The sequence below is a fragment of the Paraburkholderia largidicola genome, from assembly GCF_013426895.1.
GTDB classification, from domain to species: Bacteria; Pseudomonadota; Gammaproteobacteria; order Burkholderiales; family Burkholderiaceae; genus Paraburkholderia; species Paraburkholderia largidicola.
The window spans coordinates 2,595,272-2,610,663 of the sequence record NZ_AP023174.1; the positions used below are offsets into that span (position 1 = coordinate 2,595,272).

General features: G+C 64.1%; 14 protein-coding genes and 1 pseudogene. 10 read left to right on the forward strand and 5 right to left on the reverse strand.

Annotation, left to right across the window (positions count from 1 at the left end; all coding sequences use genetic code 11):
• Positions 1-229: 229 nt before the first annotated feature.
• From hemF to PPGU16_RS11595, 9 genes are all read left to right on the forward strand, one after another.
• Positions 230-1,162: an oxygen-dependent coproporphyrinogen oxidase gene (gene hemF / locus PPGU16_RS11555; RefSeq protein WP_180720105.1), complete on the forward strand. Its 933-nt coding sequence runs from the start codon at positions 230-232 to the stop codon at positions 1,160-1,162.
• A gap of 51 nt (positions 1,163-1,213) precedes the next feature.
• Positions 1,214-1,954, forward strand: a complete 741-nt coding sequence (locus PPGU16_RS11560) for a nicotinate-nucleotide adenylyltransferase (RefSeq protein WP_180722612.1) — start codon at positions 1,214-1,216, stop codon at positions 1,952-1,954.
• Positions 1,955-1,956: 2 nt separating this feature from the next.
• Positions 1,957-2,415, forward strand: coding sequence for a ribosome silencing factor (rsfS, locus tag PPGU16_RS11565; RefSeq protein ID WP_180720106.1), 459 nt, complete (start codon positions 1,957-1,959; stop codon positions 2,413-2,415).
• A 70-nt stretch (positions 2,416-2,485) separates the two neighbouring features.
• Entirely contained in the window at positions 2,486-2,956 is a 471-nt protein-coding gene (rlmH, locus tag PPGU16_RS11570) for a 23S rRNA (pseudouridine(1915)-N(3))-methyltransferase RlmH (RefSeq protein WP_007583432.1), read from the forward strand.
• A gap of 159 nt (positions 2,957-3,115) precedes the next feature.
• On the forward strand, positions 3,116-3,742 hold the full coding sequence (locus PPGU16_RS11575) for a Maf family protein (RefSeq protein WP_180720107.1): 627 nt from the start codon (positions 3,116-3,118) through the stop codon (positions 3,740-3,742).
• Positions 3,743-3,751: 9 nt separating this feature from the next.
• Positions 3,752-5,221: a ribonuclease G gene (gene rng, locus PPGU16_RS11580; RefSeq protein WP_180720108.1), complete on the forward strand. Its 1,470-nt coding sequence runs from the start codon at positions 3,752-3,754 to the stop codon at positions 5,219-5,221.
• A gap of 76 nt (positions 5,222-5,297) precedes the next feature.
• On the forward strand, positions 5,298-5,486 hold the full coding sequence (locus PPGU16_RS11585; protein ID WP_180720109.1) for a hypothetical protein: 189 nt from the start codon (positions 5,298-5,300) through the stop codon (positions 5,484-5,486).
• Between the two features lie 182 nt (positions 5,487-5,668).
• A complete protein-coding gene (locus tag PPGU16_RS11590) occupies positions 5,669-5,836 on the forward strand; it encodes a hypothetical protein (protein WP_180720110.1) in 168 nt (55 codons plus the stop codon).
• A 117-nt stretch (positions 5,837-5,953) separates the two neighbouring features.
• The gene (locus PPGU16_RS11595) at positions 5,954-6,250 is read left to right on the forward strand and encodes a hypothetical protein (RefSeq protein ID WP_180720111.1); all 297 of its coding nucleotides are present in this window, start codon (positions 5,954-5,956) and stop codon (positions 6,248-6,250) included.
• A 17-nt stretch (positions 6,251-6,267) separates the two neighbouring features.
• Here PPGU16_RS11595 and PPGU16_RS42650 read toward each other — a convergent pair whose 3' ends face one another.
• The 4 genes and pseudogenes from PPGU16_RS42650 to msbA form a co-directional block, all read right to left on the reverse strand.
• Positions 6,268-6,525, reverse strand: coding sequence for a hypothetical protein (locus PPGU16_RS42650; protein ID WP_243460602.1), 258 nt, complete (start codon positions 6,523-6,525; stop codon positions 6,268-6,270).
• 18 nt (positions 6,526-6,543) lie between these two features.
• Positions 6,544-7,143, reverse strand: a pseudogene (locus PPGU16_RS42655) (O-antigen ligase family protein); the annotation flags it as partial.
• Between the two features lie 646 nt (positions 7,144-7,789).
• Positions 7,790-8,803, reverse strand: coding sequence for a glycosyltransferase family 4 protein (locus PPGU16_RS11605; RefSeq protein ID WP_180720112.1), 1,014 nt, complete (start codon positions 8,801-8,803; stop codon positions 7,790-7,792).
• 71 nt (positions 8,804-8,874) lie between these two features.
• The gene (gene msbA / locus PPGU16_RS11610; protein ID WP_180720113.1) at positions 8,875-10,668 is read right to left on the reverse strand and encodes a lipid A export permease/ATP-binding protein MsbA; all 1,794 of its coding nucleotides are present in this window, start codon (positions 10,666-10,668) and stop codon (positions 8,875-8,877) included.
• Positions 10,669-10,988: 320 nt separating this feature from the next.
• Between msbA and PPGU16_RS11615 the strand changes: the two genes are divergently transcribed.
• Positions 10,989-11,756 (forward strand): glycosyltransferase family 2 protein, encoded by a 768-nt coding sequence (locus PPGU16_RS11615; RefSeq protein WP_180720114.1) that lies wholly within the window; start codon positions 10,989-10,991, stop codon positions 11,754-11,756.
• Positions 11,757-11,815: 59 nt separating this feature from the next.
• On the opposite strand, the gene dnaE is transcribed toward PPGU16_RS11615, so the two are convergent.
• On the reverse strand, positions 11,816-15,385 hold the full coding sequence (gene dnaE / locus PPGU16_RS11620; RefSeq protein ID WP_180720115.1) for a DNA polymerase III subunit alpha: 3,570 nt from the start codon (positions 15,383-15,385) through the stop codon (positions 11,816-11,818).
• Positions 15,386-15,392: the final 7 nt, after the last annotated feature.

Consider the following 15,392-nt stretch of genomic DNA (forward strand, 5'->3'; position numbering starts at 1 on the left):
GACGCATGACACGGCCCTCTGGGGCCAGTTGGCCGCGCCGGCGCTACACTTGGGTCAGTCGGAACAGATGTGCGGCTGCGGGCGGTAATGCGCGCCCGTCCGCTGGCAAGCGGCGGCAACCGCCAAGGCGCATGTCGCCAAGGTCCCGCAGACATCGCAGCACGTTTGACCTGTCCCACATTAAGACCCCACCGCGCCAGCGCTCCAAACCTGCCGCGCCCCATACACCATGACCGATTCGATTCACGACGCCCACGATACCCAGACGGTCCGCAACTGGTTGCAAGGCCTGCAGGCACGGATCGCCGACGCGCTCGGCGCGTTCGACGGCACACCGCTTGCCACGGATACATGGCAGCGCGCGCCCGGCGAGAAGCTGCGCGGCGGCGGCTGCACGCGCATTCTGGAAGACGGCCGGTTCTTCGAGCGAGCGGGCATCGGCTTCTCGGACGTGCAAGGCGACGCGCTGCCCGGCTCGGCAAGTGCGCTGCGCCCGCAACTGGCGGGGCGCGGATTCGAGGCCATGGGCGTGTCGCTGGTGCTGCACCCGCGCAACCCGTACTGCCCCACCGTCCACATGAACGTGCGGCTGCTCGTCGCGACGAAAGCAGGCGAAGCGCCCGTGTTCTGGTTCGGCGGCGGCATGGATCTGACGCCCTACTACGGCTTTGAAGAGGACGCGCAGCATTTTCACCGCGTCTGCCGCGACGCGCTGCAACCGTATGGCGACGATCTGTACCCGCGCTTCAAGCGCTGGTGCGATGACTATTTTTTCCTGAAGCACCGCAACGAGGCGCGCGGCATCGGCGGGATTTTCTTCGACGACTACGCGGAACCCGGCTTCGAGCAGTCGTTCGCGATGGTCCAGAGCGTCGGCGATGCGTTTCTGGACGCGTATCTGCCCATCATCGAAAAACGCCGCGACATGCCGTACGGCGAAGCCCAGCGCGATTTCCAGGCCTACCGGCGCGGCCGGTACGTCGAGTTCAACCTCGTCTTCGACCGTGGCACACTGTTCGGGCTGCAAAGCGGCGGCCGCACGGAATCGATCCTGATGTCGATGCCACCTGTCGTAAACTGGCGCTACAACTGGCAGCCCGAGCCGGGCACGCCGGAAGCGCGCCTGACCAGCGACTTTCTCGTGCCGCGCGAGTGGGTCTGACGCGCCCCGTCGCGCGCTACCCGCTTCTACTGACAGGCAAAGGAACCGCAACTGAATCCGACCGCTCAATCCGTCGCACCTCAACGGGCCTTGCGCCGACGTATCGGCATACTCGGCGGCACGTTCGATCCGATCCACGACGGCCATCTCGCGCTCGCGCGACGTTTCGCCGAAACGCTCGATCTGACCGAACTCGTGCTGATGCCGGCGGGCCAGCCGTGGCAGAAGGCGGACGTATCGGCGGCCGGAGACCGGCTCGCGATGACGCGCGCGGCCGCTGCGTCGTTGACCCTGCCGGGCGTGGCCGTCAGCGTCGCCACGGATGAAATCGAGCACGACGGCCCGACTTACACCGTCGAAACGCTGCGGCGCTGGCGCGAGCGCGAAGGCGCGGAAGTGTCGATCTCGCTTCTGATCGGCGCCGACCAGCTCGTGCGGCTCGACACGTGGCGCGACTGGCAGCGCCTGTTCGACTATGCGCATATCGCCGCCGCGACACGCCCGGGCTTCGACGTGGCGGCCGTGCCGGCCCCCGTCGCGGCAGCGGTCAGGCAGCGCGCGGCGCAAGCAGGGACGCTGCAGGCGACACCCGCCGGCCATTTGCTGATCGACACGTCGCTTGCGTTCGACGTGTCGGCCACCGACATCCGCGCGCACCTGCGCGCGTGGTTCGAAAACGATGCGGACGCCTCGGCAAGCGGCGCTGCCGCCCACGGCCAGTCCGCACCAAATCATGTCCCCACTGCTGTGTGGGACTATATTGTTCAACATCATCTGTATCAACACCGGTAACCATGGATATACGCAAGCTGCAACGCGCGATCGTCGACGGACTCGAAGACGTCAAGGCGCAAGACATCAGGGTGTTCAACACCAGCCACCTCACCGAACTGTTCGACCGCGTCATCGTCGCGAGCGGCACGTCGAACCGCCAGACCAAGGCGCTCGCGTCCAGCGTGCGCGAGAAGGTCAAGGAAGCGGGCGGCGACATCATCAGCACCGAGGGCGAAGACATCGGCGAATGGGTGCTGGTGGACTGCGGCGATGCCGTCGTTCACATCCTGCAACCGGCCCTGCGCCAGTACTACAACCTCGAAGAAATCTGGGGCGACAAGCCGGTGCGCGTGAAGCTCTCGGCGCCGAACCCGTTCGGCGGCGCCCGTCCGTCCGAACCGCTCGACGACGAGGACGAAGACGAAGAAGCACCCGTCGTACGTCCTGCGCGCAAGGCGCCCGCTCGCCGCCGCTCGTGAGCGTGCCGTTGTCCACGACAAGGCTCGCGCGTGCCGCCGCTGGCGGCGCTGACCGGGCGCGAGGCTGACGATGAAACTGCATATCGTCGCGGTTGGCCACAAGATGCCCGACTGGATCGCAACGGGCTTCGACGAGTACGCGAAGCGCATGCCCCCCGAGCTGCGCATCGAACTGCGCGAGCTCAAGCCCGAGCAGCGTTCGTCGGGCCGCTCTGCCGAAAGCGTGATGGCCGCCGAGCGCCAGAAAATCGAAGCCGCGTTGCCGAAGAACGCGCGCATCGTCGCGCTCGATGAACGCGGCAAGGACTGGACCACGATGCAGCTCGCCAATGCCCTGCCCTCGTGGCAACAGGACGGGCGCGACGTCGCGTTTCTGATTGGCGGCGCGGACGGGCTCGACCCCGAACTGAAGGCGCGCGCGGACATGCTGCTGCGCCTGTCGAGCCTCACGCTGCCGCACGCGATGGTCCGCGTGCTGCTTGCCGAACAACTGTATCGCGCGTGGACCATCACGCAGAATCATCCGTATCATCGGGCCTGAACCTCGGGTCTGAACACGCCTCATCTTCCGGCTGTGTCTCATCGCGCACAACCTGGCCGAACGGCCGGGTTGTGCCGTCTGCGCCATCTGTTACGCTCAATGCTTTCGTAGGCTTCCGCCTTTGCCGGGCCGCGTCTCCCGTTTCTTTAAAGCCGATCCATGTCCAATCAGTCCGCTGTGTTTCCGTTCGTCCATCTCGCGTCGCAAAGCCCTCGCCGTCAGGAGTTGCTCACGCAACTGGGCGTGCGCTTCGAACTGCTGCTGCCCCGCCCCGATGAAGACGCCGAAGCGCTAGAAGCCGAGTTGCCCGGGGAGCGCGCGCACGACTACGTAATGCGTGTGTGCATTGCGAAGGCGCATGCGGCGCGCGCACGGCTCGTCGCGGGTGGCCACGCGAACGCGCCCATTCTGGTTGCCGATACAACCGTCACGATCGACGATGACATTCTCGGCAAGCCGGTCGATCCCGACGATGCGGTCGCCATGCTCACCCGCCTTGCGGGCCGCGATCATGAAGTGCTGACGTCCGTGGCCGTCGTCGATGCACATGGCGAACTGCTCGCGCCCGCGCTATCGGTTTCGCGAGTGCGTTTTGCTGCAGTGCAAAGCGATGCGCTGCGCCGCTACGCAGCAAGCGGCGAGCCGCTCGGCAAGGCGGGCGCGTATGGCGTTCAGGGGCGCGCGGCGGAGTTTATCGAACATATCGACGGGTCCTATTCAGGTATCATGGGTTTGCCATTGTTTGAAACCGCTGCCCTTCTACGTGCGGCGCGCATCGACTTCTAAAACAACACCATGAACGAAGAAATCCTGATTAACGTTACGCCACAGGAGACGCGCGTAGCGTTGGTCCAGCAGGGCGCGGTGCAGGAGCTTCACGTCGAACGCACGTTGTCGCGCGGGCGCGTCGGCAATGTCTATCTCGGCAAGGTCGTGCGCGTGCTGCCGGGCATGCAGTCCGCGTTTATCGATATCGGTCTGGAGCGCGCTGCGTTCCTGCACGTCGCCGATATCTGGCATCCGCGGCTCGCGGGCGAATCGCAGCAGCAGGTGCCGCATCAGCCCATCGAGAAGATCGTCTTCGAAGGGCAAACGCTGATGGTCCAGGTCGTGAAGGACCCGATCGGCACGAAAGGCGCGCGGCTGTCCACACAGGTGAGCATTGCCGGGCGCACGCTGGTCTATCTGCCCCAGGAACCGCATATCGGCATTTCGCAAAAGATCGAAAGCGAAGCCGAGCGCGAGGCCGTGCGCGCACGCCTGACGTCGGTGTTGCCCGTCGACGAGAAAGGCGGCTACATCGTGCGCACCATCGCCGAAGACGCGACGAGCGAAGAACTGGCGGGTGACGTTGCGTATCTGCGCAAGACATGGGCAACGATCCTTTCGCAGGGGCAGCGCATGCCGCCCACGAGCCTGCTCTATCAGGACCTGAATCTCGCGCAGCGCGTGCTGCGCGACTTCGTCAATGACGAGACCACGCGCATTCAGGTGGATTCGCGCGAGACCTATCAGATGCTCGCGGAGTTCGCGGCCGAGTTCACGCCCGCTGTGTCGTCGAAGCTGCATCACTACACGGGCGAGCGTCCCCTCTTCGATCTGTACAACATCGAGACGGAAATCCAGCGCGCGCTGTCCAGGCGCGTCGATCTGAAGTCGGGCGGCTATCTGGTGATCGACCAGACGGAAGCGATGACGACCATCGACGTGAACACGGGCGGCTACGTCGGCGCGCGCAACTTCGACGACACGATCTTCAAGACCAATCTCGAAGCGGCGCATACCATCGCGCGTCAGTTGCGGCTGCGCAATCTGGGCGGCGTGATCATCATCGACTTCATCGATATGGAAAACGTCGAGCATCGCGATCAGGTGCTCAACGAACTGAAGAAGGCGCTGTCGCGCGACCGCACGCGCGTGACGGTCAACGGGTTCTCGCAGCTTGGGCTCGTCGAGATGACGCGAAAGCGCACGCGCGAGTCGCTCGCGCATGTGCTGTGCGAGCCATGCCCTATTTGCCAGGGCAAGGGGCAAGTAAAGACGGCGCGTACCGTGTGTTATGACGTGCTACGGGAAATTCTGCGCGAGTCGCGCCAGTTCAATCCGCGTGAGTTTCGCGTGGTCGCGTCGCAGCAGGTGATCGATCTGTTTCTCGAGGAAGAATCCCAGCATCTGGCCATGCTGATCGATTTCATCGGCAAGCCGGTGTCGTTGCAGGTCGAGTCGAATCTGAGTCAGGAGCAATACGACATCGTGCTGATGTGATCCGCCCCCTTCTCCCGCAGACTTCTGATGGCACGCCGCTTGCTGTTAGAGGATCACACCGCACGCGGGAGGCGACATGCGCTCCGAACAATACGAATACAACGACGATCAGACACCTCTACCCAACCCTTGCTACGACGGGCTTTACCGCCCGGCGTCGCAAGAAAAAACCGCACTACCGAAGCGCTCGGCCGCGGGCGTGCTGACCTTCAGCATCGCATGGCTTTTCGGCCTCGAAGCGCTGCTTTCCGACGACGAAAACTGACTAACCGATGCAACCCGCATCGCGAGGCCATACGAAATTTCAATGGCTTCCGTGTAGAGGTTACATAGATTGATCGCGCGCGGTGCCCTGACGGTGTATGGCACATGACGAAGCCGCCGCCCGCCCTGTTCCGGCAAATCAACTAGACTTTCGATATGCAGTTGCAATAGACGGAGGCTGCCATGGCTGAATCAATGGTTGGCATCGTGGTCGGCATCGTCGTGCTGGCGCTCATCGCGACGCTGCTGTCGCACCAATTGCGGCGCGAGCATCACGCGCATCACATCCGCGACGGGTCGGGCCGCTACGACGGGCATCGTTGGTGGGAACGCTTGCGCCACCGGCACTGAATCCCCTTTCCTCGCTACATTGAAGCGCGCCGCGCACCGCGGCGCACGACACACGGCAAGCGTCAGCGTCGCCCATCATCGTCAGGCCGCCGGCGCGCCGCCCGCACGGAGGCAATCATGCCCGACGACGCCGCAACCCTGAACTGGCAACAAGTCGACTATGAAGGCTTCGAAATTCACGTCGCGCCGTCACTGAAGGACGGCAGCGAGCGCTACACGTATATCGGCTACGTGTGCCATCCCGGCGCTGATCCGAAGTCGCCCGGTCACACGGTGACGTTTCACGCGGACGGCGAAGAGTCGTTCAAGACACTCGACGATGCAATCTATGAAGCCGTGCACGTCGGCAAGAGCATCATCGAAGGCACGCATCCTGATCTGTCGGTGCTGTCGCTGGTGACGAGCGGCGTCTGAGCCGCGTCGAATGCGCTTTACTGGCTCAAGCGTTCGTCTGCTTGCGAAGGTGTGCCCCGACGACAACTCAGGAAAATGCCGATGAGGAAGATAAACAGATTGCCTTCGGTAAAGTTGAGCAACAGCGAGTTCGCAAAGCAGCCGATCGTAAAAGCGAACAGATAAGCGAACACGATGGTGCGCGCCGGCTCGCGCAACTCGAGCGCGGTCCGACCGATCTGCACGAGCAGAAACACAAATAGCGCAATGCCGACAACGCCTAGCTGAATGCCCATCAGCAGAAATTCATTGTGCGGATTGCCCGCCGTGGCCGCGGCGGCGCCCGTGTGGTTGCGTGCGTACGCGTCGAACTCGTCCTGCACGGTGCCCACGCCATGGCCGATGATCGGGCGCTCGGCCAACAATTCGAGGCTGCGCCGATAGAACACGATCCGCACGCCCATTGACGTGTTCTTGTTGGACGTTTCGTATGCGCTGATTTCGTCGTTCGTTTCCGCGAGACGCGAACCGTGCGAATGCAGCGCCGCGTACACGAGACCGCCCGCGATAGCCACCAGCACGACGCCGCTCCCCAGCGCACCCAGGGTTTTACGCCACGCAGCGACACGAAATACGTCACGACGTAGACCACGATGAACAGAATCGCGATGATCTGCCCCGTGCGCCCCTGCATCATCAGCAGCACGTTGACGATGGCCAGCAGCGCGACGACACAGAGCGCCGCCTTCGCGGCTCGCGTGCGCGCCTGCTTCGCGAAGTTCAGCGCGAGATAGAACAGCAGCGCCATCATGATGCCCGCGGCGATATGGTCCTTGAAGACCCACGCCCTGCGGATCGGATCGGTATTCGAGTGCCACGGGCCAATGGACGTCCAGCCGAAGTAATTCGAGCATGACAGCAGCAGCAAAAACGTCAACGCGCTGAACAACGCCCACTTCGCAGCCGTCGTCCACGCGGTCGTGCGGCAATCGCGGAACGTCAGGATCAGCAGCGGCAGATAGATCAGCTTGCGGTACTTCATCAGGAAGTCCATCGCATGCACGCGATCCGCCGTCGTCCACGCGAGGCTCAGCGTCAGCACGGCGGCGAGCAGCAGCGCCGCGACGCTCACGCGGTCCGTGAAAAGCGAGCGCCAGTTGCGCCACACTTCTGGCGACAGCAGCGCGCACACCGCAAACAGCGTCGCCGCGATATTGACGCCCGCCGTCGACAACGGCACGGCAAACAGCGCGATGAGCGCGAAGCTTCGCGCAAGGATCAGGGGATACGAATCTTTTGTAGCGTGATGCATGTGTGCTTCAACTCTCATTGACGAAGTGCGCACGCGTAGCCTCGGACCAGGGCTCGCTGCGTCGACGGCCCGGCTTTCGTCAGCCGGTGCCTTTTGTTGATCTTGCTGATTCTCTCTGCCTGCTCCTGCTTGCTGCTGTCCGCTTCCGTGCCCGGGCAACGGGTCACGCCATCGTCATCATCTCATGGCCACCATGCGTTTTGGTTTCACGCCTGGGCGCCTTGCAAGCGCCCGTAAGGCGCGGAAAGTCATCGCGCGGCGCCGCGCAGATAGAACGCGGTGCGGGCATCGAGCGCCTCTGGGGAATACAGTTGCTCGACCGTCCTGCGCGCGGCGGCGCCGATCTTCGCGCGCAACGCCGGCTGCGCGATCAGTTCAGCGAGTATCGCCAGCGCTTCGTCCGACGTATCGAACAGGTAACCGTTCTCGCCGTGCCGGACGACATCCGCGTAGCCGCCGTGCCGGTGGCACACGACGGGCAAACCGCACGCCATCGCCTCGAGCACCACGCGCCCGAACGTCTCGACGTGCTCGCCCGTACGGTAGTAGAAGATATCGAGCTCGTGCAGAAAGTCCGGTGCGGCCATCGCGCCTTCGGGCAACAGACGGATCGCGTCGTCTTGCGGCAATGCCCCCGCCAGCGTCGTCGCGCCTTGCAGCAGCAGCTTGCAGCCGCGCTCGACGAGCGTCCTGTACACGGCGATGTCGTCGGGATGATGCTTGTCGGCCGTATCGCGGCTCAAACGGCCAATGACCGGCTGCGCGCGCGATTCGCGCACGCGCGGCGCAAAGCGGCCGATATCGATCGGCGAAGGCTGGATCTCGCCCTTCACGCCGAGCAGCCGCGCCTGGAACGCGGAGATCAGCACGAACTCGGTCGCGGGCCAGCGCAACAGCGGCGGCGGCGCCGAGGTCAGCGCGAGCAGCTTCGGATGAAACGTGTTGAATATATACACGAGCCGCTCGGGACGGCCCGCGAAATACGGCCACACACGGTTGCGCCAGTGCGCGCCGACGAACACGTAGGTGCCGCCGCGCGGCACGCTGGCCTTGAGCGGCGCGAGCCGACGGATCGGATAGGCCGCCGACAGTTCGTCCGACGTCCGCGACGACGTGCTCCAGAGCTGCACATCGCCCTTGCCGTGCAGCAACTCGTACAGGCGCAGTGCCTCCTGCTCGCTGCCGCCGTTCGGATTGTGAAAGCCGTTGAAGATGTGAATCATGCCATCTGTCTGAATGGTCGCCGGCTGCGTCGTACGCATCGTAGCGGCGGGCGCGCCCGCTTGCGGCACAGGGCCGCGCGGGCGTTCTCTATCGTGGGGTTACGCGGCCGTCATGCCGCATGCTGCTGAAACTGGATGCGATGCAGATGCGCATACAACCCGTTCTGCGCCAGCAGTTCGCGATGGCTGCCCCGCTCGACGATACGCCCCGCGTCGAGCACGAGGATGCGGTCCGCGCGCTCGATGGTCGACAGCCGATGCGCGATCACGAGCGTCGTGCGGCCCTTCATCAGCGTTTCGAGCGCGGCCTGCACGTGGCGTTCGGATTCGGAATCGAGCGCCGACGTGGCTTCGTCGAGAATCAGGATCGGCGCGTCCTTGTACACCGCGCGGGCGATCGCGAGACGCTGGCGCTGGCCGCCCGACAGCATCATGCCGTTGTCGCCGATCAGCGTCTCGATGCCGTTCGGCATCGCCGCCACCGTGTCCCACAGATTGGCCGCCTGCAAGGCCGCCTTCACGCGTTCCGCGTCCGCGGGCTGTCCGTAGGCGACGTTGTTCGCGATCGTGTCGTTGAACAGCACGACGTCCTGGCTCACCATCGCGATCTGGCTGCGCAAATCATGGATGCCGTACTCCGCCAACGGGACGCCGTCGACGAGCACCTGCCCGGCGCTCGGATCGAAGAAGCGCGGCAGCAGGTTCACCAGCGTCGTCTTGCCGCTGCCCGACGGACCGGCCAGCGCGACCATCTCGCCGGGCGCGACCTTGAACGACACGCTATCGAGCGTCTGCCGCTGCATCGGACCCGTCGCGCCGTACCTGAACGACACGTCGCGGAACTCGACTTCGCCCTTCGAGCGCTCCAGTGTGCGCCCGCCGCCCGGCGGCTCCGAAGGCTCGTCGATCAGCCCGAAGATCAGTTCCGCTGCCGTCATCCCGCGCTGGAGCGGCTGGTTCACGTCCATCAGATGCTTGAGCGGCGAAATGATCAGCAGCATCGACGTGACGAACGCGACAAAGCCGCCGACCGTCGTCTGATCGTGCGACGACTGCACGACGGCAATCGTGATCACGACAGCGAGCGCGATCGACGCCAGAAACTGCGTCAGCGGCTGCGCCAGTCCGCCCGACACCGTCATGCGCATCGAATAGCCGCGCAGCTGCTTGCTCATCTCCGTGAAGCGGTCGATCTCGTACCGCTCCCCGTTGTGCACCTTGACGACCTTATAGCCGCCCACGGTCTCCTCGACGATGTAGGACAGCTCGTTGGTCAGCGTCTGATGCTCGCGGTTCAGGCGACGCAGCCGGCGGTTGATCTTGCCCACCAGCCAGCCGATGCCCGGCAGCAGCACCGCGACGATCAGCGTCAGGCGCCAGTTCAGATAGAACAGATAGCCGAGCAGGAACACGACCGTCAGCGAATCGCGCACGAGCGTCACCATCACGCCGATCAGCACGTTCAGGATCTGGTTGACCTCGAAGACGATCGCGTTGATGACGGTGCTGGCCGTCTCGCGCTGAAAGAACGACACACTGCTGTGAATCATCCGGTTGAACATGGTCAGCCGCAGATCCAGCAGGATGCGGTTCGACACGTAGGACAGCAGATAGCCCGACGCGTACTGCGTGACGCCGCGCGCCAGCGCGAGGCCGATCACGGCGAGCGGCACGAACCACTTGGCGCTGTCGCTGCCGTGCGCGCCGAAGCCGTGGTCGAGCAGCGGCTTGAGCAAGGCGGGAATCCCCGCCTCGGTTGCGGCTACGACGCCCATGGTAAGAATGGCGGCGACAACGGTCCAGATGAGCGGCTTCACATACGGCCACAGACGGCGCAGGACGACGACGGTCGACGTTGCTTCACCGGAGCCGATGGGCTTGCTTAACGATGGCTTGGCGCTCAAGAGTTCCTCTGGGAATGCGGGCGCGCTTCACGGCACCCGTAGGCCGCCCCTCGGGCGGATTGCAAATGCGACATTGTAAACCGTTCGGCATGCCATCCCGACGCGGCTAAATGATTGGAAATCCACGCGTTTGCAGAATTTCCCGGCGCGGCGCGGGCGTGGCAGCCTGACGCGCCCGTTCGGCATGGGTCGGGAGCTTGCCGCCGGCCTGCATCGCGCCGCGCGCCGCTGTGTATATACTTGCGCAACTTTCGTTGGGCGACGGTGCCTCGGCAGCAGGCTGGGCGGACCGTGCGCCGTCCCACCCGGCTTCGATTCGCATGACACAACCCACACTCGGCGTCGCCCTCATCACGAAGAATGCCGCGCTGCGGCTCGACGAATGTCTGCGCGCCGTTGCATTCGCCGACGAGATCGTCGTCGTCGACAGCGGCAGCACCGATCGCACCGTCGATATCGCCCGCGCGCACGGCGCGCGCGTGCTCACCCACACCGACTGGCCCGGTTTCGGCCCGCAGAAAAACCGCGCACTGGATGCCCTCGGCACGACCTGGGTGTTGTCGATCGACGCCGACGAGATCGTCACGCCGGAACTGGCCGTGTCGATTGCAGGCGTGCTCGCGGCGCCTGCCGCGGACGTCTATGCCATCGACCGCCTGTCCGCTTTCTGCGGACATTGGGTGCGTCACAGCGGCTGGTATCCCGACTGGATTCCGCGCCTTTTCAGGCGCGGCGCTGCGCGCTTCTCCGACGACCTCGTGCATGAACGGCTGGTGTTCGATACGCCCGCGAAGCGGCTGGAAGGCAAGCTGATGCACCACTCGTACGAAGACTTCGAGACGGTGCTGCGCAAGCTCGACGCGTATTCGACGGCGGGCGCACAACAGCGTCATGCGGCAGGTCAACGCGGCAGCTTCGGAAAGGCCGTCGCGCGAGGCGCGTGGGCGTTCGTGCGGACCTATCTGTTGCGGCGTGGGTTTCTCGACGGCCGGGCGGGTTTCATGATCGCGATGTTCAATGCGGAAACCGTGTATTACCGGTTTCTGAAGCTCGCGCACCTCGGCCGCGAGAAGGCTTCGGGTCGTTGAGCGGGGGCGGTTCGGTTAGTCAGACTCGGTTAATCAACACCGCCCGCCCGTCACCGGCGTCAGTACACGATCTCGATCGCGCTGCCTGAAAACTCGCTGCGCAACGCGGCGAGCAGTTCGTCCGTTGGCTTCACGCGCCATGCATCGCCGAGCCGCACCTCGCCTTCCGCGTTGTCGCTGCGATAGACGATCTGCACGGCGAGGCCGTTCGGCATCGGCGCGGATGGCCGCTGCCCGCGCCCGCCCGAATCGCCGTTGCCGCCGAAGCCGCCACGGCCGCCGCCGCGCGCGGCAGGCGCCGGCGCTGCGACTTCCGCGTCTTCCGGCTTCGCACGATAGGCTTCGAGCACGGAGCGCAACACGAGCGCATTCGCATTGCCGTTCATCTGCACCTTCACCGCCTGCGCGTAACGCGTGCGTGCGCGGCCAAGGTCCATCGGCGTATCGACGGTGAAACGAATGCCGCCCGTGAACGCATCGTTACGCGCCTGGCCTTGCACGACGAGCAGTTCGTCTTCCTTGAACAACTGCTTGTGCGCCTCGAATTGCTCATTGAAGACAGTCACTTCGCACTGGCCCGTGCCGTCGTCGAGCAGCGCGATCAGCATCTTGCCGCGCTGGGTCATCTGCGTGCGCAGCGACACGATCACGCCCGCCACCAGCTTGTCGCGCCCTTCCTTCAATTCGCCGATCTTCTGACGAACGAAGCGACGCACTTCGTCCTTGTAGGCGTCGAACAGATGACCCGACAGGTAGAAACCGAGCGCCGTCTTCTCTTCCTGCAAACGGCGCTTTTCCGGCCACGCGGGTTCGTCGATCAGTTCATGACCCTGCGACGGCGCATCGCCCATGTCGAACAGGCCCGCCTGCATCGCGTTGGCGCTCGCCTGATCCGCGGCTTCCATGGCGAGCGACACGGACGCGATCAGTTGCGCGCGGTTCTCGTGCAAGGAATCGAACGCGCCTGCGCGAATCAGTGCTTCGATCGTGCGGCGGTTGACGATGCGGCGGTCGATCCGGTTGCAGAAATCGAACAGATCGACGAACTTGCCTTCTTCGCGCGCGCGCAGGATTTCTTCGATCGCGTTCTGACCGCTGCCCTTGATCGCGCCAAGACCGTAGCGGATCGTGCGCGAACGCTTGCCGTCGGCTTCCGCGACAGGCTCGAAGCGGTACGCGGACATGTTGATGTCGGGCGGCAGCACGGCCATCTTGTTCGCGATGCAGTCTTCGAACAGGATCTTGACCTTGTCCGTGTCGTCCATCGCGAGCGACATATTGGCCGCCATGAATTCGGCGGGATGGTGCGCCTTGAGCCACGCGGTGTGGTACGCGAGCAGCGCATACGCAGCCGCGTGCGACTTGTTGAAGCCGTAGCCCGCGAACTTCTCCATCAGGTCGAAGGTTTCGTCCGCCTTCTCGCGTGTCAGACCGTTCTTCGCGGCGCCTTCCGCGAAGATCTCGCGGTGCTTCGCCATTTCCTCGGGCTTTTTCTTGCCCATCGCGCGACGCAGCAAGTCGGCGCCGCCCAGCGAATAGCCGCCGATGATCTGCGCCATCTGCATCACCTGCTCCTGGTAGACCATGATGCCGTAGGTCTCTTTCAGAACAGGTTCGACGCGCGGATCCGGATACTCGACCACTTCGCGGCCGTGCTTACGCGCACAGAAGCTCGGAATCAGATCCATCGGGCCCGGACGATACAACGCCACGAGCGCGATGATGTCCTCGAAGCGGTCGGGCTGCGCGTCCTTCAGCATGCCTTGCATGCCGCGGCTTTCCAGCTGGAACACGGCGACCGTATTCGCTTTCTTGAGGATCGAGAACGACGCGGGGTCGTCGAGCGGCACCTGCGCAAGCGACCAGTTTTCCTTCGACGGATCGAGACGGCGAATGTAGCGCTCGGCCCAGTCGAGAATGGTCAGCGTGGTCAGACCCAAGAAGTCGAACTTCACGAGGCCGACGGCCTCGACGTCGTCCTTGTCGTACTGGCTCACGACGCCGCTTTCATCGCCCTGCGTGTAAAGCGGACAGAAATCCGTCAGCTTGCCGGGCGCGATCAGCACGCCGCCCGCGTGCATGCCGACGTTACGCGTCAAGCCTTCCACGCGCTGCGCGAGTTCCAGCAGCTGATGCACTTCGTCTTCGTTGTCGAAGCGCTCCTGCAAGAGCGGTTCTTCCTTCATCGCGTCGGCGATGGTGACGTGCTTGCCGGGCTTGAACGGAATCAGCTTGGCGACGCCGTCCGTGAACATGTAGCCGAGATCGAGCACGCGGCCGATATCGCGCACGGCCGCCTTCGCGGCCATCGTGCCGAACGTCGCGATCTGAGAGACGGCATCTGCACCGTACTTTTCCTTCACGTACTGGATCACGCGATCGCGGCCGTGCTGACAGAAGTCGATGTCGAAGTCGGGCATCGACACCCGCTCAGGATTCAGAAAACGTTCGAACAGCAGGTTGTAGCGCAGCGGATCGAGGTCGGTAATGCCGAGCGCGTACGCGACCAGCGAGCCCGCGCCCGAGCCCCGGCCCGGCCCTACCGGGACACCGTTGTTCTTCGCCCAGTTGATGAAGTCCGCGACGATCAGGAAGTAGCCGGGGAAGCCCATCTTGATGATCGTGCCGCATTCGAAGTCGAGACGCGCGTAGTACGTTTCGCGCTGCGCGTCGCGTTCGGTCTGCTCCGGGAACAGTTGCTCGAGACGCCTCTCCAGGCCTTCCTTCGACAATTGCACCAGATAGTCGTCGAGCGACATGCCGTCGGGCGTCGGGAACAGCGGCAGTTTGGGCTTGCCGAGTTCGAGCGTCAGATTGCAGCGCTTCGCGATTTCAATCGTGTTCGCGACGGCCGACGGAATGTCCGCGAACATCTCGACCATCTCGGCTTGCGTGCGGAAATACTGGTCCGTCGTGAAGCGCTTCTGGCGACGCGGATTCGCGAGCATGTCGCCTTCCGAAATACACACGCGCGCTTCGTGCGCGGTGAAGTCGTCGGGCGTCATGAACTGCAGCGGATGCGTGGCGACCACGGGTAGTTTCAGCGACGCCGCGAGCGCGACCGCCTGCTGCACATACGCCTCCGCACCGGGCTGACCGCCGCGCTGCAGCTCGATATAGAAACCGTTCGGGAAGATCGTCGCCCAGCGCTGCGCGTTGCGCCTCGCGGCTTCTTCGTTGCCCGCCGCGAGCGCCAGACCAACATCGCCGTGCTGCGCGCCCGACAGCGCGAGCAGCCCTTCGGCGAGCCCGCTTTCGAGCCACGCCGTTTCCACTTCCGCGCGCCCGCGATACTGGTTCGTCAGCCACGCCTTCGACAGCAGTTCGCAAAGATTCAGATAGCCGGTCTTGTTCTTGACCAGCAGTAGAAGCCGCGATGGCTTGTCGCGGTCGTCGGGATTCGTGATCCAGACGTCGCAGCCGGCAATGGGTTTGACCCCTTTGCCACGGGCTTCCTGATAGAAACGGACGAGACCGAATGCATTGCCGAGGTCGGTGAGCGCGAGCGCGCCCTGACCGTCTTTGGCAGCGGAATCGACGACGTCGTCGATACGCACGATGCCATCGGCAATCGAGAATTCGGAGTGAACGCGGAGATGGACGAAGCGGGGATCTGACATGGGCGACATTGTAACC